General features: G+C 70.3%; 19 protein-coding genes. 5 read left to right on the top strand and 14 right to left on the bottom strand.

The window, feature by feature from the left end; all coding sequences use genetic code 11:
• Position 1 precedes the first annotated feature (1 nt).
• The 14 genes from cglE to LXT23_RS44770 form a co-directional block, all read right to left on the bottom strand.
• The gene (gene cglE, locus LXT23_RS44835; protein ID WP_253986665.1) at positions 2 to 604 is read right to left on the bottom strand and encodes an adventurous gliding motility protein CglE; all 603 of its coding nucleotides are present in this window, start codon (positions 602 to 604) and stop codon (positions 2 to 4) included.
• 157 nt (positions 605 to 761) lie between these two features.
• Positions 762 to 2,813 carry a TonB family protein gene (locus LXT23_RS44830; RefSeq protein ID WP_253986664.1) on the bottom strand — a complete coding sequence of 684 codons (2,052 nt, stop codon included), beginning with the start codon at positions 2,811 to 2,813 and terminating at the stop codon, positions 762 to 764.
• Between the two features lie 63 nt (positions 2,814 to 2,876).
• Positions 2,877 to 3,161 (bottom strand): hypothetical protein, encoded by a 285-nt coding sequence (locus LXT23_RS44825; protein WP_253986663.1) that lies wholly within the window; start codon positions 3,159 to 3,161, stop codon positions 2,877 to 2,879.
• Between the two features lie 185 nt (positions 3,162 to 3,346).
• Entirely contained in the window at positions 3,347 to 4,903 is a 1,557-nt protein-coding gene (locus tag LXT23_RS44820) for a tetratricopeptide repeat protein (RefSeq protein WP_253986737.1), read from the bottom strand.
• Entirely contained in the window at positions 4,903 to 8,574 is a 3,672-nt protein-coding gene (locus LXT23_RS44815) for a tetratricopeptide repeat protein (RefSeq protein ID WP_253986662.1), read from the bottom strand. The genes LXT23_RS44820 and LXT23_RS44815 overlap by 1 nt, the downstream gene beginning before the upstream one ends.
• Before the next feature lie 246 nt (positions 8,575 to 8,820).
• On the bottom strand, positions 8,821 to 10,362 hold the full coding sequence (locus tag LXT23_RS44810; RefSeq protein WP_253986661.1) for a tetratricopeptide repeat protein: 1,542 nt from the start codon (positions 10,360 to 10,362) through the stop codon (positions 8,821 to 8,823).
• Between the two features lie 23 nt (positions 10,363 to 10,385).
• Positions 10,386 to 11,618: an outer membrane beta-barrel domain-containing protein gene (locus tag LXT23_RS44805; RefSeq protein ID WP_253986736.1), complete on the bottom strand. Its 1,233-nt coding sequence runs from the start codon at positions 11,616 to 11,618 to the stop codon at positions 10,386 to 10,388.
• Between the two features lie 12 nt (positions 11,619 to 11,630).
• Positions 11,631 to 12,455 (bottom strand): outer membrane beta-barrel domain-containing protein, encoded by an 825-nt coding sequence (locus tag LXT23_RS44800; protein ID WP_253986660.1) that lies wholly within the window; start codon positions 12,453 to 12,455, stop codon positions 11,631 to 11,633.
• Positions 12,456 to 12,874: 419 nt separating this feature from the next.
• Positions 12,875 to 13,546: a 50S ribosomal protein L3 gene (rplC, locus tag LXT23_RS44795; protein WP_253986659.1), complete on the bottom strand. Its 672-nt coding sequence runs from the start codon at positions 13,544 to 13,546 to the stop codon at positions 12,875 to 12,877.
• Between the two features lie 144 nt (positions 13,547 to 13,690).
• A complete protein-coding gene (locus LXT23_RS44790; RefSeq protein ID WP_253986658.1) occupies positions 13,691 to 14,461 on the bottom strand; it encodes a hypothetical protein in 771 nt (256 codons plus the stop codon).
• Between the two features lie 92 nt (positions 14,462 to 14,553).
• A complete protein-coding gene (locus LXT23_RS44785) occupies positions 14,554 to 15,027 on the bottom strand; it encodes a hypothetical protein (protein WP_253986657.1) in 474 nt (157 codons plus the stop codon).
• A 58-nt stretch (positions 15,028 to 15,085) separates the two neighbouring features.
• Positions 15,086 to 16,234, bottom strand: a complete 1,149-nt coding sequence (locus tag LXT23_RS44780; RefSeq protein WP_253986656.1) for a HupE/UreJ family protein — start codon at positions 16,232 to 16,234, stop codon at positions 15,086 to 15,088.
• A gap of 49 nt (positions 16,235 to 16,283) precedes the next feature.
• Entirely contained in the window at positions 16,284 to 16,850 is a 567-nt protein-coding gene (locus tag LXT23_RS44775) for a hypothetical protein (protein WP_253986655.1), read from the bottom strand.
• A complete protein-coding gene (locus tag LXT23_RS44770) occupies positions 16,847 to 17,011 on the bottom strand; it encodes a lmo0937 family membrane protein (RefSeq protein ID WP_253986654.1) in 165 nt (54 codons plus the stop codon). The genes LXT23_RS44775 and LXT23_RS44770 overlap by 4 nt, the downstream gene beginning before the upstream one ends.
• A 285-nt stretch (positions 17,012 to 17,296) precedes the next feature.
• Here LXT23_RS44770 and LXT23_RS44765 point away from each other — a divergent pair, with 285 nt between their 5' ends.
• From LXT23_RS44765 to LXT23_RS44745, 5 genes are all read left to right on the top strand, one after another.
• Positions 17,297 to 18,034, top strand: a complete 738-nt coding sequence (locus LXT23_RS44765) for a lytic transglycosylase domain-containing protein (RefSeq protein ID WP_253986653.1) — start codon at positions 17,297 to 17,299, stop codon at positions 18,032 to 18,034.
• 41 nt (positions 18,035 to 18,075) lie between these two features.
• Positions 18,076 to 18,588, top strand: coding sequence for an STAS domain-containing protein (locus LXT23_RS50550; RefSeq protein ID WP_323379157.1), 513 nt, complete (start codon positions 18,076 to 18,078; stop codon positions 18,586 to 18,588).
• Between the two features lie 99 nt (positions 18,589 to 18,687).
• The gene (locus LXT23_RS44755) at positions 18,688 to 19,668 is read left to right on the top strand and encodes an AAA family ATPase (protein ID WP_253986651.1); all 981 of its coding nucleotides are present in this window, start codon (positions 18,688 to 18,690) and stop codon (positions 19,666 to 19,668) included.
• On the top strand, positions 19,665 to 20,639 hold the full coding sequence (locus LXT23_RS44750) for a DUF58 domain-containing protein (protein WP_253986650.1): 975 nt from the start codon (positions 19,665 to 19,667) through the stop codon (positions 20,637 to 20,639). Before LXT23_RS44755 ends, LXT23_RS44750 begins: the two co-directional genes overlap by 4 nt.
• On the top strand, positions 20,636 to 22,690 hold the full coding sequence (locus LXT23_RS44745; RefSeq protein ID WP_253986649.1) for a transglutaminase TgpA family protein: 2,055 nt from the start codon (positions 20,636 to 20,638) through the stop codon (positions 22,688 to 22,690). The genes LXT23_RS44750 and LXT23_RS44745 overlap by 4 nt, the downstream gene beginning before the upstream one ends.
• Positions 22,691 to 22,797: the final 107 nt, after the last annotated feature.

Here is a 22,797-nt window from a genome sequence, read left to right as displayed (position 1 = left end):
GTCAGAACGTGTACTTCACCTTCGGGAAGATGGCGAAGGCCGCGATGTTGGGGCCGATGACGTAGCGGGCCAGCAGGTCCGCGCCCACCGAGAAGTGGTCCATGCCCGTGGCGTACTCCAGGCCGAAGCCCAGGCCCGCGTTCGGCGCGCTGACGGCACGGCCCGGGTCTCCCGAGTCCGGGTCCACCGGCGCCGGGTCCAACCGAGTGTAGCCCGCCACCAGCTTCGGCGTCAGGTACAGCCGGTCCATCACCTTCACGTGGTACGCCGCCGTGAGGTCCAGGAAGGACATGGTGAAGTTGTCGGACAGCGCGCACGTCTCCGTGCCCGGCAGGTAGCCCGCGAAGCAGTTCTGCGCGGACGAGCCCAGGCCGAAGTGCGCCCCCAGCGACAGCTTCTCCGTCAGGTCATACCCGAGCCCCAGCTGCAGGTACGTCTGTGCATTCGAGTAGGCGTTCTCACCGCCCAGCGTGAAGAACACGCCGATGTCCGTCTCGGTGAAGAAGCCGCGGCGCGGCTGGAACTCCACCCCCTCCGGGGGCGTGGCCGCCAGGGCCGGAGACGACAGCAGCGCGAGCGCGGCGAGCAGCATGGACTTCTTCACGGGTCCTCCCGACTGACGTGCCCCCCGGTGGTCCCACCAGGAGCGACGCCGGACGTTAATGATGCCCCCCTCATTCCGGCAATCAGGGGCGGAAACGAAAGTGGCGTGGACCGCTTCGTCCACGCCACTAGAGAACAACGCAGCCTGCGCGAACCGACTACCCCTCGGCGCCCTCGCCGCCACCACCGGAGGGCGAGAAGAGCCACGGGTAGGTCACCGACACCACGCCGCCGCCCTTGGGCTCCGGGAACTTCCAGCGACGGATGCGGGACAGCATGCACTGCTCGGCCTTGGTGTTGCTCAGCGTCGACTCGGAGACGCTGGCGTCGGACACCGCGCCCGTGGGGTCGATGACGAAGGCCACCGCCACCTTGCCGGCCAGGCTCGGGTTCTTGTTCAGCTCCGACTCGTAGCAGTACTTGATCTCCCCCTGGTGCCGCCGGATGACCTTGGCGATGACGTCCTTGTCCAGGCCACCCACCACCGTCGTCTTGCCGGGAATCACCTTGGTGATGGACTTGCCGCGGCCCCCCAGGTCGATGCCACCCGAGCCACCCGCGCCGCGCCCCGTGCCCTGAGTGCCCAGGCCGCCGATGCCCAGCGCCGTGCCGCCACCGCCGGTGCCCGTGCCACGCGAGCCCAGGCCGCCCACGCCCTGCGCGTCACCCATGGCCGCGCCGCCCTTGAGGCCGCCCAGCGCGTTGTTGAGGCCCGTGCCGAAGCCGCCGGGGCCGAACACGTCCGAGGCACCGCCCTTCATGCCCTTGAACGCGCCCAGCAGGCCCACCTTGCCCACCACCTGGCGGTCCTTCTCCTTCTTGCTCTTGTCCACCACCGGCGTGCCGGGCTTGGAGGGAGCCGCTTCCGCCTGCTTCGCCTCCTCCTTGCCGAACTTGCCCTCCTCGTCCTTCGCCTTCGCGCCCTCCTCCACACCGGTGAGCTGGAGCTTCTTCGCCTCCAGCTTCTTCTCCGGAGTGATGAGGAACTTCGCGACGCGCTGCTGGGACTCGAAGATGTCCGCCGTCTCCGGCCGCTCCGCGCGCGGCGTCAGCACCATGGCCAGGATGACGGCCAGGCCCGCGAGCAGGCAGATGCTGGTGATCTTGAAGAACGTGTAGTCCGCCTCGCCCAGCGACGTGGCGGTGATGGCCGGCGAGGGCCGCACGTAGCGCGCCACGAAGGCCACCGTGCCGAGCGACACCTCCACCCGGTCATGCAGCCCCAGCGTGAGCACCTGCTCCTTGTCCTCGCCCGTGCCGGTGAGCGCCCCGGTGGCGCGCAGCGCGTCCTTGGAGCGCACGTCGCCGCGGTTGGTGACGATGAGCCCGGAGCCCGCGGGTGCGCGGACCTCGAGCTTGTCACCGTGGCTCACCGCCAGCACGTGGCGGGTGCCCACCGACGGCGTGAAGACGTGGAAGAAGTTCTTCTTCCCCTCGCCGATGGTGACGGGCACGCCGTCCTTGAAGTGCTGGACCTCCAGCAGCTGGTCGCCCCAGAGCATCGCCACCTGGAGCACCTTCGCGTCGGGGGCGGGCATCGCCTCCGGCGGCAGGGGCTCCTGGAGGTGAGGGAGCACCGACGGCTTCACCGCCACCGCCGGCGCCGGAGCCTTCCGCGCCTGCGGCGCCTGGGGACTGGCCCGGTTCACCGCCGGAGGTGCCATGGGAGGCACCACCGGGGGAACGGGCCGCTCCGTCCGCGCCGAGACGCCGGAGGCCGTCACCTCCATCCGGTGCTGCGGTGCCGGCGCGGCCCGCATCGGGAGGCCCATGCTGGACGGTGGCGTCACCACCTCCGGCATGGACACCGCGACAGGTGCACGCTGCGTCACCGAGCTCTGGAAGACCGGTCCCGACACCTGCGCGCCCGCGGGCACGTGGCGCAGGGGCTCGGGGGCTCCGAAGAGCACCTCCACCCGTGTGCCACCCACCATGAGCACGTCCCCGGGCTTGAGCGCCGTGGGGAGGACCAGCCGCTGTCCCCGCACCTCCGTTCCGCCCTCGCTCCCGAGGTCGATGGCCGTGACCGAGCCGTCCTTGTCCACCTTCAGCATCACGTGGAGATTGGAGACCCGCGGATCCTGAATCTTCACCGCCGCTTGGGCGCCCGACCCCACAATGACGCTCTCCGCTTCCGACACGGCCTCAACCGTGGAGCCATCAGGCCCGGTGATTCGAAGCGTCAAGCCGTTGTTCTTCGCCGCCGCCATGAGGATTCTTCCTTCTTCCCTTCCGCTCCCGAAAACGACCGACCGCCGCCGCCGCCCCAACTGCTAAAGGTCATCGACTGACTTCTGCAACTCCGGATCGAAGTTCTCCCGGACCTTGATGAGGCTCTGGAAGTCCGTCTTCTTCCGGTGGAGCACGTACGAGCCTTCCGGCTTCGTCAGCTCGCCCTCCACCGCGACATCGGTGAAGTCGATCACCGTCTTCTTGCGGTACACGGTGCGGTCCTCCTCCTGGATGACCTTCACCGTGTCCTTCGACTCCTGCGCCACCGCTGCCGTCGGCGCCACCCAGAGCCCCATCACCACCGCCACCGATGCCAGTCGCCTCATTCCGAGCCTCCCATTCGCTTCATCGGGTGAGACAGCGGGTCTTCCAACAGGTTCCCGCAGGTCCATTGCACAGCGCGATCCAACCCCAAGTCCCTGAATCCTAAGGAACTTGCCTGCCGCCTGCCACGCGGGGGCCCGGAAGGTGGAAAAAACTTCCACTCCGGACCGCCACAAACTGCTGTCCTCTAGGGGACTTGCGCGGGCGCCGGGGCCGCGCCGGCTGCATTGCCAGCAGCCGCCGGAACCGGGGCCGGAGCCGGGGCGGAGTCACCGCCAGCAGGCGCCGGAGCCGCCGCGGGAGCCTCGGGCGCCGCGCCCTCGACGGGTGCCGCCGCGTCGCCGGACGGTGCCGCCGCGCCTTCAGGGGAGGCCTCGCCCTCGACGGGAGCGGTGCCCTCCGCGGGCGGCGCGCTCTCGTCCTGTGGCAGTTGCTGGAGCAGGTTGCCCCCGCCGCCCGTGGCCTCCTGCTTCTTCTCGCCCTCGCCCTCCGCGGTGGCGGGAGCCGGAGGCGGAGCCTTGAGCATGTTGGTCAGGCCCTGCACCTTGGCGGTGATGAGCTGCTTGTCCTGGTCCGTGGTCGTCTGCAATGACTTGCAGCGGTCGAGGAAGGCGATGGCCTTCTCCCAGCCGGAGCGGTCCGAGGCATACGCCCAGCCCGCGCCGCACACGGCCTCGGGCAGGTCCGCGCGCCTGGCGAGCACCTTCTCGAAGGCCTCGCCCGCGGCCACGCCCTTCTTTGGATCTCTCCCCTTCTGGCCGTCCAGCGCGTAGGCCAGGTACAGGCGCGCCTCGGGCGACTCGGGCTCCAGCTCGGTGACCTTGGTGAAGGAGCGCTCCGCGCCCAGGTAGTCGCGGTAGCTCAGCGCCATGGCACCGAGGTTGAGGTAGCCGGGCGCGAACTTCTCGTCGAGCGACACCGCCTTCTGGAACTGGGCGAGCGCGCGGGCGCGGTCCTCCAGCTTCAGGTAGACCATGCCGAGCAGGTTGTAGAGCGAGGGGTCCTTGTCCGCGTGCTTGAGCGCGGTGCCGGCGAGCAGCTCCGCCAGCCGGTACTGCTCGCGCGCATAGGCCACCTGCGCCAGGTTCTTGTACGCGCCCGGGTTGTCCTTGTTGCGCACCAGCACGCGGCGGGCGGCGGCCTCGGACTCGTTCAGCTTGCCCGCCACGCGGTACGTGATGGACAGGCTGTTGAGCAGCGACGCGTCGTGCTCGCGGCCCGGCGTCTTGAGCGCCTTCTCGAGGATGGCGAGCGCGTCCTCCGCCCGGCCCCCGTCACGGTGCAGCACGGCCAGGTTGACGGCCGACGGCACGTGGCCCGGGTCCAGGAGGAGCACCTTCTCGTAGGCGACGCGCGCGTCGTCCATGCGGCCCTGGCGCTCGGCGATGACGCCCAGGTTGAACTGCGCGTTGAGGCTCTGCGGCGACTTCGCGACCACCTTCTCGAAGCCCTGCCGCGCGCCGTCCAGGTCACCGGCCTCGTACGCCTGGAGCGCGGTGGAGAACAGCGTGTTGGCGCCGCCCTCGTTCGACGTGGCGACGGGCACCGGCTTCTGCTCGGGCGCGGCCTGCTGCGAGGTGGGTGCCGAGGGCGCCGGGGTCTCCGGCATGACCGAGGGCTTGGGCTGGGGCCCCGACGCGCACGCGGCGGTGAAGGCCAGCGAGCCCGCGAGGAGCGAACGGAACCAGTTCATCTGCGTCTTCCCTGTTCCTGCATGAAGGGTGTTGAAGCGGTTGCGCGTCATCACGGCCGCACCTCCCCGAGCGAGGCGGTGGGCGCCTTGTCAGCGGCGGGCGCCGGCGGCTGCTGCGCCGCGTCCGCGGGAGCGGCCGGAGCGGCGGGCTTCTGCGCGGGAGCCCCGGGCGCCGGGGCCGCCGGAGCGGGGGCCGCGGACGCCGCGGATGCGCCCTCCAGCTCGCGGGCCAGGTCCGCGCGAGCCATGGAGTCGCTGTCGCGGTAGCCCACCTGGCGGACCTGCGCGTACGAGCCCGGGCGGTAGCGGTTCACCTGGTCCTGCGCGGCCAGCGTCCACTGGTTGTAGATGCCCAGCTCGTAGGCCTTCTCCAGCGCCTTCTCCAGGGCCTCGGTGGACTTGTCCTCCAGCGGCAGCGCCAGGTTCTCCAGCTCGCCGCGGTACATGGCCAGCTGGTCCTCGTCGAGCCCGGCCGGGTCCGGCGAGTCCATGATGTTGCGGGCGAAGTCCGCGTACGCCAGGCCGATGCGCGTGAGGGCCGCGATGCCCCAGTCGCCGGAGCCGGTGGCCAGCACCGCGAGGTACTCCTTCTCCAGGCGCTGGATTTCACGCTGCTTGGCGCCCAGGTCGCGGCGGATGGTGCTCACCCGCGAGAACTTGATGTCCGTGTAGCGCTTCCACGCCGGCTCCAGCGCGAGGAACCGCGCGTAGCCGTAGGCGTTGAGCACCGCCACGTCCTTGCGCGCCGCCTCGGGCAGCCGGTTCCAGGCGCGCACCAGCTCACCCTGCACACGCTCCTGCTCGCGCACGTTCTTCAGCTGCTGGTAGGCGAGCAGTTCGTGGTAGCGGGCCAGGTACACCTGCTGCGCGTTGGAGCGCGAGTCGCGGCCGTACGTCTCCGCGAAGGCGCCAAAGGCCCGGGCCGCCTCGCTCCACTTCTTCTCCTTCTCCCAGACCTGGGCGGAGGAGTACGCCACCTGCGGCACGTCCTTGCGGTCCTTGAAGCGCGTGACGTAGGCGGTGTACGCGGCCACGGCCTTCTGCGGCTCGCCCGCGCCCTCCCACCAGACGCCGGCGTTGAACTGCGCGTCCGCCACCCAGGCGCCCGCCTCGTCCACCAGCGCCTTGCGCTCGGCGGCCTTCTGCGCGCGCTTGGAGTCCCCGTCCGTCTCGGCTCCCGGCGTGTCGCTCTTCTTCGCCGTGGCCTTCGCCTTGCGGCTCTTCGCCTCGGCCTCCTGCGCCTTCACCGCCGCGTCGTAGTTGGCGATGAAGGACTCGGCCATGGTGGCGGCCTTGCGGTACTCGGCCACCTTCTCGTAGAGCCCGGCCAGCGAGTAGCGCGCCTTCAGCTCGAAGGGGCTGCGCGGGTACTCCTTGAGGAAGCGCTCGCCCGCCTCGAGGCCGCGGTCGATCTCCCCCGCCTCCTGCGCAATCACCATGGCGTAGGTGAGCGCGCGGTCCGCGTTCTCCGACTTGGGGAACTCGGCGACGAACTTGAGGAACTCCTCGGCGGCCTTCTTCGGGTTCTTCTCCTTCTTGTAGACGACCTCGTCCACCCACTTGTAGTGGCTGCCCTCCACCACGCGGGCCACGCGGGTCGCGAAGTCGGTGCCGGGCTTGGACAGCTTCTTGTTCGCGAGGAACTTGCGCGACAGCGTGCTCAGCTCGAACCACTCCTCGCGGCTCTCCAGCACGTACATGGTGAGGTCGGCCGCGTCACGCGAGCGCCGCTCCTCGGGGAACTTCTCGATGATCTCCCCGAAGCGCCGGGCCGCGTCCACGAAGTGGCTGCGGTCGTAGAGGATGACGGCCGCCTGGTAGCGCAGGTCGATTTCGTCCTGCGTGTCCGGGTACAGCTTCACGTAGGTGTCGCACGCGGCGACGAGCCGGTCCTCGAACTTCGTGAGGGGCTCCTCCTCGCGCTCCTTCGCGTCGCGCTTGACGATCTTCTGCCGGGCGACGTCACCCTTGTCCTTCTTCTCGTCGACCTTCTGGCCGTCCTTGAGGTCGCTCTTCGTCAGCTGGCCGCGCTCGATCTTCACCAGCTTGTCGTAGGCGAGGATGGCGTTGTACGCGGCGCTCTTGCGGTAGGTCTCGTTGGAGACCTCGCGCGCGGAGTCGCGGTCCGGAATCTTGAACGCGACGACGGCGTCGTACTCGGCGGCGGCGGCCTGCCACTCCTCCAGCGCCCAGAGGATCTCGGCGTAGAAGAAGCGCAGGTTGAAGGCCGAGTCCGCGACGAAGTCCGGGTTGGAGTGGGAGGCGAACGCGTCCACGTACTGCTTGTAGATGTCGCGCGCGAGCCGGTAGGTCTCCACCTGGCGCGTCTTCTGCGCCTCCTGGTGGTACTCCGTCACCATGACGCGCATCGCCTCTTCCGTGACGTTGAAGGCGTTGCGCAGGACGGTGACCTTGCCCTCGTTGGCCTTCCACCACTCGCCACCCGGGCTGTACAGGTCCACCATCCGCTTCATCTCCTTGCGGACCTGCTGGCGCTGGCGCAGGCCCTCATAGGCGCGGACGATGGCCTGCTGGTACTCGGGGGCGCTGGCGCCCATGGGCTCGTCATCCACGAGCGTGCGGTACGTGAGGATGGCGCTGTCGAAGTGGCCCGCGTCCACCAGGCCCGCGGCCGTCTTCGCGATGAGCCGGCCCTGGCGCTTCGCGGGGGCCTTCTCCTTGAAGTACGCGATGGCCTGCTTCGGCTGGTCCAGCTGGACGTAGAAGACGGTGAGGTCGTTGAGCGCCTCGGTGCGCAGGTCGCCCAGCTCCTCCTTCTTCGCGGAGTAGTCCACCACCTCGTGGAGCTTCTTCAGGCCCTCTTCGTAGTCACCGGTGTTGTAGTCGCACCAGGACAGCTTGTAGACGGCGTACGCGTAGATCTTGGGCACGCCGGAGTCGCGCGCCTTCTCGTAGTTCTGCTTGGCGGGGACGAGCTTGTTGTTCTCGAAGTAGTGGTTGCCGAGCTGGATGTACGCGTCCGGCACGAACTGGGACTTCGGGAAGTCGCGGATCAGCTCCTCGTAGCGGGCCACGGCGTCGTCGCGGCGCCCCAGCTCGTAGAGGTTGTACCCCATGGAGAAGAGGACCTCGTCGCGCTGCGGGTACTGCGGGTACGCGCGGAGGATGTCCTCGTAGATGGTCATCGTCTCGGCGCGGTACCGCTCGCTGTCGCGGTGGTCCTGCTTGGGCGCCTCGAGCTTCTCGCCACGCGCCACCGCGGCGTCGTACTGCTTCTCCGCCGCGAGGAAGCGGTCCATCTCCAGCCGGTAGAGGTACTTGGACTTCTCCCAGTACAGCTCCGACAGGCGGTAGAGCATCTCCGCCTTCTGGGCGTTGCCGTCCTGCAGCTTGGGGATGAGGCGCTTGAAGGCCTCGATGGCCTCGTCGCGCTTCTTGTCCGCGAGCGCGTCCTTCTTCGAGTCCGCGATGCGCGGGATGTCCGCGAACCTGGCGGTGGCGGGCTTCACACGCGCGGGGCCGCGACGCACGTCCTCCGGGGCCACGCCCGGCGGAGGTGCCTTCTCGTCGGCCTGCTTCGCCGTCGCGCCCTTCTTGTCGGAGGCCTTGCCCTTCTCCGACGCACCAGGGGTCTTCGACGCCGACGCCGAGGCGGGCTTCTTCACCGCCTTGCGGGCCGGCGGTTCCGCCGCCTCTCCCACCCCGCCAGCAGCGAGCGCCACGCCCACCGCCAGCGCACCGAAACGAAGTACCACCTTCATGCGAGCTCCTGCCGTGAAGCCGACCCGGCACCTGGGCGGCCATGCGCCCAGCGACGAGGGACGACGGAAAGTAGATGTCCACCCTGGGAATGAGAAGTGCCCTGGAATGACTCTTGCGACCCGTAACCACTTGTCAGGCCAGGACTTCTTCCGGCTGACAACGACAGAGGGGGCAGCCCCGGCGCAGCGTGTGCGCGGAAGCGGCCCCCTCGAGGGTACGGCCTTGGGCAACGTGAGCCCATGGACTCACTGTTGCTGTTGTTCAGGTGCCTTCGCGGGGCAGCCACGCTTGAGCGTGTATTGATAGTAGCCGATCTCGTCGATCCAGAATTCGCCCTGGAACTTCCAGTAGTTGTAGTTGGCCCCCGGCATCTTCGGCCGGTAGAGCGACTGGCGCGTCAAGAGCGCCTTCTGGTCCACGCCGGCCTGCAGCAGGTCCTTCTCGTCCAGCGCCGTCTGCACGCGGATGATCTCCGCCTGGTCGGAGAAGGTGCGCAGGTTGTCCGCCGCCTCGCGGATGCGGCTCTTGGCCAGCGTGCCGCCCACCTGCATCAGCGTGCCGCGAACGTCCTCCAGTGAACCCATGGTCTGGGCCGCCATGGGCGAGCCGCGCCAGCCGCCGCTGCTCAGCTCGCGCTTCTCCTTGTCCACCTGGTCCAGCATCCGCATCACCTCGCGGATGCGCTCGTTGTTGCGCAGCCACAGGTACACCGGGCGCGGCAGCCGGCGGTTCTCCGCGGCCACCAGGTTGTAGGCCTGCACCAGCTGGGTGTCGTCGGCGGTGAAGGGCTCCAGGCCCTTGGCCATGGGGCCGTAGAGCTCGTCGAAGGCCGCAAGCGTCGTCTTCACCTCGTCGTAGAGGCACGAGTAGTAATAGACGGTCGCCTTGAGGATCCACGACTCGGGCTGGAAGGCGCCCTCGAACTGGGGCGCGTGGAGCGCCTGGAGGCTGCCGAGCGCGCCGCCGAAGTCCTCGTTCTGGAAGCGGGCGAAGCCGTTCTCGAAGAGGGCCTGGTCCCAGTAGCGCGCGTGGCGCGGCACCCGCTCGTAGGCGGCGGTGGACTCGGCGTGCTCGCCGCGGCGGTAGTGCAGGCGGCCCAGGCTGAGCAGCGCCAGGTGCTGGGTGGGCTTGAGCTCCACCTGCGGGTCCTTCGCGGCCAGCACCTCGTTGAAGGCGGCCAGGGCCTCCTTGTCCAGCGTCTCGCCCTCACCGGGACGGCCGGGGAAGCGCGGGTCGGAGAGCACCACGCCCAGGAGATAACGGGCCTTGGCGTAGACGCGGCTGTCCCTGGGGACGGCCTCCAGCAGCAGGCGCGCCTCCTCGAAGCGGCCGCGGCGCTGGCTCACCGTGCCCACGAGGTAGTTGATGCGGGCCAGCACCTCCTTGGGCAGCGTCACCCACCTGTCGCGCACCTCGTCCGTGTAGGCCTGGTTGAGGATGCTGGGGATGAGGTTCTGCTCGTCCAGCTGCTGCTGCATGTCCACCAAGCCCTCCACCGCCTTGAGGTACGAGGGGTGCGAGGGCCCGGCGTTGACGATGGCCGCGTAGGAGATGAAAGCGGAGACGGGCAGCCCCTTCTTGGCGAGCGACTGGGCGAGGAAGTATTCCGACTTGCCCTTCACGTCGGCGTCGGAGGCGCCCTCGGAGAGCTGGAAGAAGAGCGGCGCGGCGGTGTCGAAGTCGCCCGCGTTGAAGGCGGCCAGCGCGCGGTTGTAGCCGCCCACGTCCTGCTGGGCGGGCACCGCGAGCGGCGCCAGGACGACGAAGAGGCTGAGCAGTCGTTTCATGGCGAGTGGGGCCTTCATGTGCGTCAGAAGAGGATGGAGAAGCCGGCGTAGAAGCTGATGTTGTTGAGGACGTCCGAGGAGGGCTCGGCCACCAGGTCGCGCCCGAGGATGATGTCCTCGCGGTAGTTCTTCTTCGTCTTCGGGTCCACGCCGTCGAACTTCTCGTACCGGCAGCTGCCGCTCAGGTTGAGCGACGCGAAGTCCTGGTTGCCCGCGCGCGCGGCCTCCAGCGCCTCGAAGTCGGCGAGGTTGCAGCCGTCCACCTTGTCCACGCGAGCGGTGTAGATGAGATCTCGCACCTCCATGCGCAGCGCGTAGGACTCGCCGAACTGGAGGCGGAAGCCGCCGCCCACCGAGCCGAGGAACTTGGTGCCGGTGTCGCCGAAGCGGGCCGGGACGTTGAACGTCTCGCCGTCCACCTCGTTGGCCACTTCCGGGCGGATGAGGTGGCGCGTGGAGCCGATGCCCGCGCCGCCGCTCAGCACCACGCTGAACTGCGCCAGCGAGTCATTGAGGAAGGCGAACTTGCCGTACAGCGGGGTGACTTCCACGCCCGCCTGCGCGCCCCACACCAGCAGCAGCGACGAGGCCGCCTGCGCCTGCTCGCGGACCTTGTCGATGAGCTCGAGGTTGAAGCTGCTCTCGTTCGAGTACCAGTTGTACTGGCCCATCACCTGGAACGCGAAGTTCTCCTGCAGGTGGTAGATGTACTGGAGCGCCGAGCCCGCGTGGTTGGTGTACTTGCCGTTCACCTGCACCGTCGCCGGGAACAGCGCCAGCTCGTGCTTGCCCTCGTCCGCGAAGCGCTTCTTCTGGACGATGTGCACCGACACGTTCGGGTTGTAGAGCGGCGCGCCGTGCACCAGGCGCTGCTGGTTGACCTCCGTGGTGCGCGGGGCCTCGGCGGCCAGCACCGGCGCGTCTTCCGGCGGGGCGGGCGTCTGGGGCGCGGCGGGCACCGGCTGCGCCACCGCGGGCGCCTCCTCGGAAGCCTCGGGCGCGGGCGCCTCGGCGGCGGGCTCGGTGTCCTGCGCGGGCGACTCCGAGGGGACGATGGGGTCCGGACGCGACGCGGGAGCCCGGGGAGCCTCCGGCTCCTGCTGGGGCTGCGCGGGCGGCGGCGGGACGGACGTCTCGGCGCCGGGTGCGGGCACGGGCGTGCCGGCCTGGGCGAGCGTGTAGGTCGGCGCCGGGTGGAGCGGCGCGGCGTGCGCGACGCTGGTGACGAGGAGCGCGAGGGACAGGATGGGTCGCATCGTCATGGTGACCTAGAAGGAGAAGGTGTAGCCAAGGTCGAACTGCACCAGGTGCGTGAAGCCGGGGCTGGGCGCGGCCTCACCCGTCTCGCGGCCAGCCTCCCAGTCGTCGCGCAGGAGGTTGACGCGGTACTGGTCGCGGAACACCCAGTCGCGCAGCTCCAGCCGCACGCCGTGCTTGCCCAGGACGAAGAAGCGGAAGCCCACCGCGGCGGACACCACCGGGGCCACCCGCGTCTCCTTCACCCAGTAGTCGTTGGAGGCCGAGCCCCGGTCATCCGGCGCCGAGCGGTCGTCGCAGATGCCCAGCTCGCGGTTCACCACCTGGGTGCACTGGATGACGGAGTTGCGCTGGAAGGAGCCCAGCCCGCCGCCAGCCCAGACGTACGCCTGGAAGTGCGCCGGCAAGTCCGACACCAGGCTCAGCTTCCCGTAGATGGGCGCCCACCGCACGCCGGCCACCCCGTGGAGGTTCATCTCCCAGAGGTCCTCCAGCTCGTCGGTGATGCGCTTGTCCTCGCGGTCCAGGAAGCTCTCGGAGATGGAGCGCGCCAGGCCGGTGTGGCGGCTGGCCGCGTAGCCGGCGCGGGCCTCGAGCGCGAAGGTGTCGAAGAGGTTGTAGGCGACCCCGGCGTTGAAGAAGTAGTGCGCCGTCAGGTGCGTCTGCACCGGGAGGCCCACGCCCAGGGACAGCTCGAGCTGCCCTCCAGGCTCGAACAGCCGGTTGCGGACGACGACGTTGTCGAGGACCTTCTCATCGTCGTCCTGCGCCGCGGCGACTGGCGCCGCCAGCGTGATGGCCAACGAAGCAAAGACGCGGAGCGTGCGTGCGATCATGGTTCCTGCCCGGCCCGTGGGGTGGGCCGCCGTGTGCGGGAGTCCAAAGCCTCCCCCATCCTGGGCGCCCGCGTCACCCGACGATCAGGCCCCTTCGTGGCGCATCGATGTGCACACGCCTTCCACGAGCGACAAGCCACGACGGCGAGGAGTCGGAATTCTTTTCACTCAGGCCCGCCACCGGCGCCCACAGGTGAACGTTTCCCCGACGCGCGCTGACGGAAAGCCTGAAGAAATGGGAGCCCGACGCCCCACATGGGGCCCACCTCAGCCCACCCGTGAGGACTCTCCGGCCGGCCAGGCGTGGCCCCGCAGCCCCGCAGCCCCGCAAAGCGGACGCCCCGCCCGGATGCCCGAAGAGTCGGGCCCGGAGGCGGGGCGTCAGGAGCAGTTGGAATGAAGCGCGCTCGAAAGGCGGACTAGCTGCGAGCGGCCTTGTGCTGCTCGCGCATGGCCACCTTGATGCTCGGCCGGATGTAGACGATGCCGTGGTTGTGGCCCGGGACGGCGCCCTTCACCAGCACGAGGCCCTTCTCCACGTCCACGCTGATGACGGAGAGGTTCTGCGTGGTGACCTGCTCCACGCCGTAGTGGCCGGGCATCTTCTTGTTCGGGTACGTACGGCCAGGCGTCTTGCGCTGACCGATGGCGCCCGGGTGACGCTGGTACTCGTGCGTACCGTGCGTCTTCGTCTGCGAGCCCTTGAAGCTCCAGCGGCGCATGACGCCGGAGAAGCCGCGACCCTTGGTCACGCCCGTGACGTCCACGAGCTGGCCCTTGGCGAACATGTCCGCCTTGACGGCGTCGCCGACGTTGAAGGAGGCAGCCTCCTCCGGCGTCACACGGAACTCCTTCAGGTGCCGGCGGTAAGGAGCGTTGGCCTTCTTGAAGAAGCCGCGCTCGGCGAGGTTCAGAATCTTCTCGCGAATCTCACCAAAGCCGATGGTCACCGCGGAGTACTGGTCCTTCTCCGGGGTGCGCTTGCCCACGACCTGGCAGGTGCCCACGTCGATCACAGTGACCGGGACGAGGTTGCCCTCATCGTTGAACACCTGGGTCATCCCGATCTTCTTGCCAATCAGACCCTTCACGTCGTCCTCACTGCCAGCGCTCGTAGCGCGGAAAAACCCAATAAAATCAATGACCTGGACTGCTCGCGTCCCCGCGGTCGCCAGGAAGCGGCGCAATGTAGCAGACGCGCCCCCCACGTCAAGCACTACGGGCGGGGGAAACCCCTACTGCGCGCGATCCAGCCGCGCGTAGAAGGGCGTGAGCTGCCCATCCGGGATGCGCTGTGCATACACGTCTTCGCCGAGCAGGAACAGCGCTTGATCCAGATAATCCTCCGCGGCCCGGACCTGTTCCTCCTGGGTGGCGATTGCCTGGTCGAGCTCCGCCATCCGCCCTTCGTGCTCCAGCTTGCGCGCCTCCTCCTCGTCCTCCATCTCCAGCAGGCGCTTGTGCGCCAGGATGCCGGCCGCGCCGGGCTGGCCGGGCGTGGGCGTCAGGGCGGTGGCCAGGCGCAGCTCCAGGTCCTCGAGCTCACGCCCCAGCCGCATCTGGGTGAGGCGGTTCTTCTTGAGGTTGGCGCGGGCGGTGTCGAGCGTGGCGGCGTCCTGGCCGATCAGCTCCATGTCCTTGATCTTCTTCTCCAGCTTGTTGAGGCCGTCCTGGGCGTAGCGCAGCTCCGCGCGCCGGGTGGAGAGCAGCTTGCGCAAGTCCCGGACCTTGCCCTCGATGGCATCCACCGCCTTCTTCCACTTCTTGACGATGGCGTCGTGCTTGGCCCGCTCCTCACCCTGCTGGGCCTGGAAGTCCTGGTACGCCGCGTCCTCGTCGTTCATCTCCTGCTCGAGCGCGGCCAGCTCGTCGCGCCGCGCCACCACCGCCTCCTCGGCGCGGTACACGCGGTCCATGGAGCGGGGGCAGTTGGGCTTGCCGGGCAACCTGTCCCTGGCCAGGTCGCCCAGCTGGAAGATGAGGTCGTTGTAGGTCTCCTTCGCCATGGGCGGATTTGTACGCCCAACGCGCGGGGACTGTCACCGGTAGAGCGAGCGGCTTCTCTACTTCTGGAGCCTCACGGCGCCTTCCGACCCCTTCATGGGCCGGCGGGCGCGTCGGCGGCCGTCGAGGGGCCGTGCATCACCGCGGCGAGCGCCCCCTCGGCCAGGGCGAGCAGCTCCCGGGCGCGGTCCTGCTCCTCGGTGCGGTTGAGCTCGCAGACCCAGGCGGAGGACAGGTCCGCCTGCTGGCGGGCCAGCTCGGCGGTGGTCTCGTAGCGGGCGGCGGACGCGCGGGCGAAACAGCCCTCGCGTCGCAGCTCCAGGATGGTGTCCGCATCCAGCTCGATGTCCTCTGGCGGAACGGGCAGCGGCCCCCGCCCCAGCGCGGCCAGCCGGGCCAGCAGGCGCGAGGCGTGCGCCCTGCAGAACGCGGCCAGCACCATCAGCCGCGCACGGACCCGTGCGTCGCCGATGCGCTCCGCCAGCGCTGTCATCCGCCGGGCGGAGACGACCTCCGCCTCCCATGCGGCGGCCAGCGCAGCGGCCAGCCGGGTATGCCTCGCACCCATTGACGTCCCCCGTTCCCTACCCTCTATGCCGGCAACGTAGGGACGCCCACCGCCGGATTCAACCGAGTGCCCGCTCGATCATCCAGTACCCACCAGCAGCCAGGATGCACACGGACAACACCTGCACCGTCCTCACGTACAGCGCGGGCCGGCGGCGCACCATGCGCAGCACCGGCAGCAGCGCCATGACGACCACCGCCTGCCCCAGCTCCACGCCCAGGTTGAAGCCCAGCAGCCCCGACACCACCGAGTCTCCCAGGCCGTAGCCGGCCAGCACGCTCGCGAAGCCGAAGCCGTGGATCAGCCCGAAGAGGAAGGTGATGAGGGCCCGGTGGCGGTGCTCGCGCAGCACCAGGTTCTCCACCGCCACATAGATGATGGAGGCGGCGATGGCGGCCTCCACCCAGCGTGCCCGCTCGGCATCCAGCACCACCCAGCCCAGCGCGGTGGCCCCGAGGGTGAGCGAGTGCGCCACGGTGAACGACGTCACCAGCAGCAGCACCCGCTTCAGCCCGCCTCCCACCAGCAGCACCGCCAGCAGGAAGGCCAGGTGGTCCACCCCGGTGAAGATGTGGCGCACGCCCAGCGACACCCAGCCGCCGAAGCCGCTGACGGCGGTCTTCGTGCCACCCTCCCCTCCCCCCTCGCCGGGGCCGGGGATGGACACGCTCGGCTGCGCGGCATCCGCGAAGATGGCGCCGGGCACCTCGCCGTCGAGCGAGCTGCCCAGGATGACCCGGTACCCCGCGGGCAGCACCGCCAGCACGGTGTACGTCTGCCGCAGCGGTCCGGGCGGACATATAAAGGATGCGGACAGCTCCACGTACGTCTGCCGCAGCAGCGCCGAGTGGGAGGTGCGCGCGCAGGGCTGGCCGCCGGCGGTGAGGGGAAGCGCGTCCCACACCCCCACCTCGAGCGCGGGGCGCCGGGCGTCCAGGTCCGCCTGGGACACGGTGCCATCCCCGTCCGCGTCGGCGGGCAGCAACAGGCCCAGCGTGCCCGCGGTCATCGTGAGCACCTGCCGGACTTCCGAGCTACGGGGCTCGCCCGAGGCGGCCCCTTCCGAGCCACGGGGCTCGCCCCCAGCGGGACGCTCCGGGGTGAGGCGGCGGACCTGCGAATAGAGGATGTCGGCGTCGTGCGCCGAGGCGACACCCGCGGTCACCAGCAGGACCGTGAGCAGCCACCGGTAGGAAGCCCTCGTCATGGGGGCGCGAGCCTGCCGTGCCGGCGGGCCCACGTCCACCCGCGAGGGGCTACTCCTGGATGAAGCGCAGTTGCACCTGCTGGCGCCCGCTCAGGCCCCCATGAAGCGTGCCGCAGTAGGGGCAGTAGAGCGCCTGGTCCCAATCCCACAACACCTTCAGGTCCTCCCCACAGCACAGCATGGGAAGGGTGCGCAGCAGCTCGTCCGCCTCCGGGTCCATGGGGCCGGGCAGCGACTCCGGCGGCACCGACACGAAGGTGGGCCGGGGGTTCTGCGCCAGCGTCCGCGACACGTGGGCCATCTGCTCGTACCGCACGTGGTTGGCCCACGCCCGCGCCACGCTCTCCAAGTGCGTCTGCTGCGCGGGCGTGAGGAAGGCGTCCGCGTCCGCCCGCTGGCCACAGTAGGGGCAGCGCCACTCCGGCACCCCTTCCGAGCCCTCGTGCGCGTTCTCGAAGGTGAAGAAGGCCTGCAGCTTGTGCAGCACCGCGCGCGCGTCGAACGGCCCAGGCCTCATCTTGAAGGGGCGCTGGCAGCCCGGACACTCGCGCCGCGTGAAGCCCGCGGTGTCACGGGGCAGCTCCAGCCCCGAGACCTCCGTCCTGGCCCCCTTCATGGGGACGCCGCCCGGCGGCCGCGGCCCTGCGACGTCACGGCCAGCAGGAAGGCCACCATCGAGAACAGCAACAGCAGGTGCACCCAGTAGCCCTCGGTGGAGCCCGTCGTCAGGCCCAGCCCCCACAGCACCAGCAGGATCATTCCGATTGTCCAGTACACGCCGCACCTCCTCGCCCCACACCCCTGGCGCGGGCAAAGCTAGGAACGGGTACCGGACCGGGCAAGCCAGTCCTTTTCACAGCCTCTCGTTGGGAAACCTACGACCCAACCCGGGCATTTTTTCCGACTCGCGAGGGCGCTCGCCCGGCCTTGCATGGAGAGATCATAAGGAGAGATGGGGGGAAGAGCGGCATGGCACGCCGCCTGCTTAGGCGCCGACCCGGTGAAGTTGGTTGGAGTTGCAGGTTCAGCGGACGCGGCCGCACGGCCGCCGGGGAGGGCGGGATGAGGGGCTGGACGGTGGCGGTGACGACGGCGGCGATGCTGGTGGGAACGGGGGCGCTCGCGTTTCCGGTGCAGGTTCCGGAAGGGCCCCAGGGCGAGTCGCTCGAGGTGATGGAGCTGCGCGCCCGGCTGAGCGAGCGCGAGGCCGAGCTGAAGGCCGCCCTGGTGAAGCTCCAGGTGTACGAGGACGAGGCCTACTACGCCGAGGCGGAGAAGCTGGGCGTGACGGACATGGTGAAGGCCTCGGGCCTGCCCGAGCGCCAGCAGCGCCGGCTGGCGGTGACCATCGTCCGCGAGGCGAAGCGCAACAACGTGGACCCGCTGCTGGTGGTGGCGGTCATCCGCTGCGAGAGCAGCTTCAACAACTACGCGGTGTCCCACGTCGGGGCCATGGGGCTGATGCAGGTGATGCCGGACACCGGCAAGTACCTCGCGGACAAGGCCGGCATCCGGCTGGGCCGCGCCAGCAACCTCTTCGACTCGGAGACCAACGTGGAGCTGGGGACGGCCTACCTGGCGGACCTCATCGCGCGCTTCGGCACCGTGGAGAAGGCGCTGGTCGCCTACAACGCGGGCCCCGGGCTGGCCAAGCGCATCCTCGCGAAGCCGGAGTCCCGTAAGAAGTTCATGGCGGGCTACCCCACCAAGGTCGTGAAGGAGTTCCGCAAGCTGAAGGCCCAGCAGGAGAAGCAGCTCACCCTGCGCGCCCAGCAGACGACGCCCGACCGCCAGGGTTGACCGGTGCGTGACACGCAAGACGACCGTTGCCTGACAGTCGCATGAAAGTTGCCGCCTGGGGGGCTGACGTTCTCTTGCGTCCGGGTGCACTGTTGCGCCCGGCTGAGAGCACTCCACGAGTCCCTTCGTGGAGCCCCCTGGTTCCAACGTTTCGCGGGAACGCCCTCGGCCGCCGTGCCCATCTCATCGGCACATCGTGCACACAGCATCTCTCTTGGGAGCGCACAGCAATGGCGGGGCTACAGATCCACCGTGAAGACGTCGCAGGCCGAGTCACCCTTCGGCTCGAAGGGATTCTGGACGGCAGGACGGCACAGGAGGTCCATACCTCCCTGGAATCACTGACGGGTCGTGAGGTCGTGCTGGACTTCACCCATCTGCGCGAGTTCAAGGACAGCGCGGTGGGCGTGTTGACGAGGGACCTGGTGCAGCGGCCCGTGCAACTGCGCGGCCTGGCCACGCACCACGAGCGGATGTTCCGTTACTTCGGTGTGGGCACGGGCGCCGCCCCGCGCCGCGCGTACTACACGCCCGAGGACATCCTCTCCGCGTAGTCGAGTCGCCCCGCCCCGTGGGCAGGCAGGCGTCCTTCATGGGACGCCGCGTGAACGGGGCATGCGGGTTCCAGGGTGAGTCGGATAGACTCGCGGCAGATGAATCAGCCTGCCCGCGTCCTTTCCCCTGTCCCTTCCCCTGCTTCCGCACGCTCGGCGATGGAACGGATCGCCACCCAGCTGGGACGTGCGGTCCAGGGCAAGGAGACCCAGACCCAGCTCGTCGTGACGTGCCTGGTGGCCGGCGGCCACGTCCTCCTGGAGGACGTGCCGGGTGTGGGCAAGACGACACTCGCGGAGGCGCTGGCGCGCACGTGCGGACTGAGCTTCGCGCGCGTCCAGTTCACCGCGGACCTGATGCCGGCCGACATCCTGGGCGCGCAGGTCTTCCACGCGCAGTCGGCCACCTTCCAGTTCCGCCCCGGCCCGCTCTTCCGTCAGCTCGTGCTGGCGGATGAGCTGAACCGCGCCCCTCCGCGCACCCAGTCCGCGCTGCTGGAGGCCATGGCGCAGGGCCAGGTGTCGCTGGACGGGTCCACCCATGCGCTGCCCGCGCCCTTCACGGTGGTGGCCACGCAGAACCCGGTGGACCTCTCGGGCACCTATCCGCTGCCGGACTCGCAGCTGGACCGCTTCATGGTGCGCATGTCGCTGGGCCACCCCGCCCCCGAGGTGGAGGCGCGGCTGCTGGCCACGCGCGGTGGCAGCCCGCCCCTGGAGGGCGTGGAGACGGTGTCCGGGCCGGAGGAGGTTGCCTCGCTGCGCTCCCTGGCCTCGGAGCTGAAGCTGGACGCGACGGTGTCGGAGTACGTGGTGCGGCTGGCGACGGCCACGCGCCAGCACGGCGACATCGAGCGGGGCGCATCCACGCGCGCGGTGCTGGCCCTGGGCGCGGCGTCCCGGGCCCAGGCGCTCTGGGAGGCCCGCGACTTCGTGACGCCAGGAGACGTGCGTGCGGTGCTGGTGCCCTGCTGGGCGCACCGCGTGCTGCTGCGCAGCGCCGTGCAGGGCGTGACGGCGCGAGACGAGGCGGCCCACCTCCTGGAGGAGATCTCCCGGAAGGTCCCGGCGCCGCGGTGAAGCCCCGTCGCAAGCAGGGGTGGGCCCGGCTGCGCGCGCTGCTGCGGCCTCCGCGCACCCTCAAGGTGACGCGCATCGGCCGCACCTATCTGGTGGTGACGTTCGGCGTGGGCCTGGGCGCGCTCAACACCGGCAACAACCTGCTCTACCTCCTGCTGGGCCTGCTGCTGAGCATGGTGGTGGTGTCCGGCGTGCTGTCCGAGCGCTGCCTGCGGGACCTGTCCGTGCGGCGCGTGGGCGCGGACGCGGCCTGGGCGGCGGAGCCCTTCGCCTTCCGGTGGGCGCTGAGGAAGAAGCACGGCCATGGCTTCGCCCTGGCCCTGTCCGAGGCGGACTCGCCGCTGACCGGCGTGGGCGGCGTGGGGTACCTGCCCGCGGGCGTGGACCACGTGGTGCGCGCGGACCTGATGGCGCCCAAGCGTGGCCCGGTGCTGCTGACGGGCGTGCGCATCACCACCACGTGGCCGCTGGGGCTGTTCGCCAAGTCGCGCGTCTTCCCGCTGGAGGGCACGCTGCTCGTGTACCCGCGTCGCGGCTACGCCTGCCAGGACCCGGGCGAGGCGGAGCGGGGGCCGGTGGGTGATGCCGGCAACCCGCGCCGCAACGACGGCACCGGAGACGTGGCGGGCCTGAGGGATTTGATGGAGGGCGAGGACGCGCGCCGCATCCATTGGCGCAAGAGCGCCGCCATGGGGAAGCTGCTGCGCGTGGAGCGCGAGCGCGAGGAGCGCCGCACCTGGGTGCTGGCCGTGGAGGCCGGACTCGAGGGAGACGCGCTGGAGCGCCGCTGCGAGGAGGTCGCCGCGCTGGCCCACCGCCTCATCGAAGAAGGGCACGAGGTGGGGCTGGACACGGCGGACGGGCGCCTGCGCCCCGCGGCCGGCACCGCGCAGGAGCGGCGCGTGCTCCGGGCCCTGGCGTGGCTGGGCCATGAAGGCCCCCGGAGCGACGCGGACGAGGAGGCGGCATGAGGCCGGGCACGCGGCTGCGACTGGTGCTGAGAGACCTGGGCTCCGGGTCCGCGTTCGCCTCCATGGCGGTGTCCGGGCAGCTGCCCACCTGGACGCTCGCGCTGTATGGCGTGGCGCTGGTGTGCGCGCTCGCGGGGCGGCGCCTGTTCGCGACGCGGGCGAAGCTCACCGCGCTGCTGCTGCTGGCCGTGGCGGGCGTGCTCGGCATGAACGTGCTGGCCGGCTCGGTCAACCTGGTGGTGGCCGCCTGCGCCTTCGCGGGCCTCATCGCCGCGCACCGCCTGCTGTCCGCGCCGGACCCGGCCACCGACGGTCAGGTGCAGCTGTCCGGCCTGCTGATGGTGGCGGGCGGCGCGGCCCTGTCCGGTGAAATCATCTACGGCCTGTTCCTGGTGGCCTTCGGCGTGCTGTCCAGCCTGTCGCTGGCGCTGGGCGTGGTGGAGGCCGCGGTGCCGGAGGGCGAGCCGGTGCCGGTGCGCCAGGTGATGCGGCCCCTGGCGGTGGGCGTGGGCTTCGCGGTGGCCGGCGCGGTGGCCTTCTTCATCCTCTTCCCGCGACTGAACTGGAACATGATGGGCCCGCGCGTCTCACCGGGCCTGGGCGCCGCCACCACGGGCTTCTCCAACACGGTGCGGCTGGGCGGCGCGGGCACCATCAAGGGCAACCCCCGCATCGTCCTGCGCGCCAGCCTCTCCCCGGACCCGGGCAACGCGCTGCTGGACGCGTACTGGGTGGGCCGCACCTACGACATCTTCGACGGGCAGGAGTGGACGAGTGTCAGTGGCGTCCGCAGCGCCAGCCAGCGGGTGGTGACGCTGCGGCCGGGCGGAGAGAGCCTGGTCCACCAGCGCGTGGAGCTGCTGCCCGCGTACGGCGGCCGCACGCTGGTGGCGCTGGAGACGCCGTCGAAGCTGGGCAACGCGGTGGCGAACACGCCGATGGGCAGCCGTCGCGTCGCGCTGCAGGAGCTCGGGGGCGGCGAGGTGCGCTTCCAGGAGCCCTCCCTCGGCTACACCTACGAGGCCTACAGCCTCCCTCCCGGTGGCAGCGGCCACGAGTTCCGCGACCTGCCGTCCGACGAGCAGGATGCGCTGCTCACCCTTCCGGAGGGCCTCGACGTGCGCGTCGGGCAGACGGCCGCGCGGGTGCTGAATGGCGAGCGCGAGCCCCTGGCCGCCGCGCGCAAGCTGGCCGACTGGCTGCAGCAGGGCCACGCGTACACGCTGGAGCTGAGCGGGGACGTGGCGGATCCCCTGGCCGACTTCCTCTTCGAGCGCAAGGCGGGCCACTGCGAGCACTTCGCCACCGCGCTCACCCTGATGCTGCGCACCCAGGGCATCCGCGCGCGCCTGGCCACCGGCTTCTTCGGCGGCGAGCGGGTGGATGGCAGCTACATCGTCCGCGCGGGGGATGCGCACGCCTGGACGCACGTGCTGGTGCCCGGACGCGGCTTCGTCACCGTGGATGCGACGCCGCCGGCCCACCGCGCCAGCCAGTCCTCCCAGGTCCTCCAGCAGCTGCTCAGCTTCTACGAGGCGCTGGAGGCGCGCTGGCGCAGCGCCATCGTCGACTATTCCTTCCGGGACCAGATGGACGTCGCGCGCTCGCTGGTCCGCCCGCCGCGCAAGCGGGGCGACCCGGACGCGCCCCCCAGCCGCATGCCTCCGCTCCGGGCGTGGGGCGCGGCGCTGCTGGCCGGCCTGGGCGCCTATGCGGCCTGGCGCCTGCTGTCTCGCTTCCTCGAGCGGGAGCGGCCGCACGAGGCCACGCGCTTCGTGGACGCGGTGGAAGCCCAGCTCGCCTCCGCCCGAATCGACCGCCGCGAGGACGAGTCGCTGGAGGAACTGGACGCGCGGCTCACCCGCGAGCACCACCCGCTCTCCCCCGCCCTCGTCCCCGTCACCCGCCGCTACCTGGAGGCCCGCTTTGGCGGCCGCCCGCTGCGGCAGGGTGAGGCGGAGCAGCTGCTCGGCACCCTGAAGCGGGCCATCGCCGCGGAGGCGCGTCGCACCGCCGCCGAGAGCCGCGAGCCCCGCGCCCGCGCGTCCTGAGCCCCGGCGCCGGGCAACTGCAACCGTGCTACCCCGGCCATCCGGACACAGCACCGCTCGGTGCTCTGCCCCCTCTCCGGGCGTCGAGTCTCGCCTCGAAAAAGGCA

Origin of the sequence: Pyxidicoccus xibeiensis (assembly GCF_024198175.1) — a bacterium.
Taxonomy (GTDB): Bacteria; Myxococcota; Myxococcia; order Myxococcales; family Myxococcaceae; genus Myxococcus; species Myxococcus xibeiensis.
Note: the sequence above shows the minus strand (reverse complement) of the source record. Positions and strands in the feature narration are given on the sequence as shown.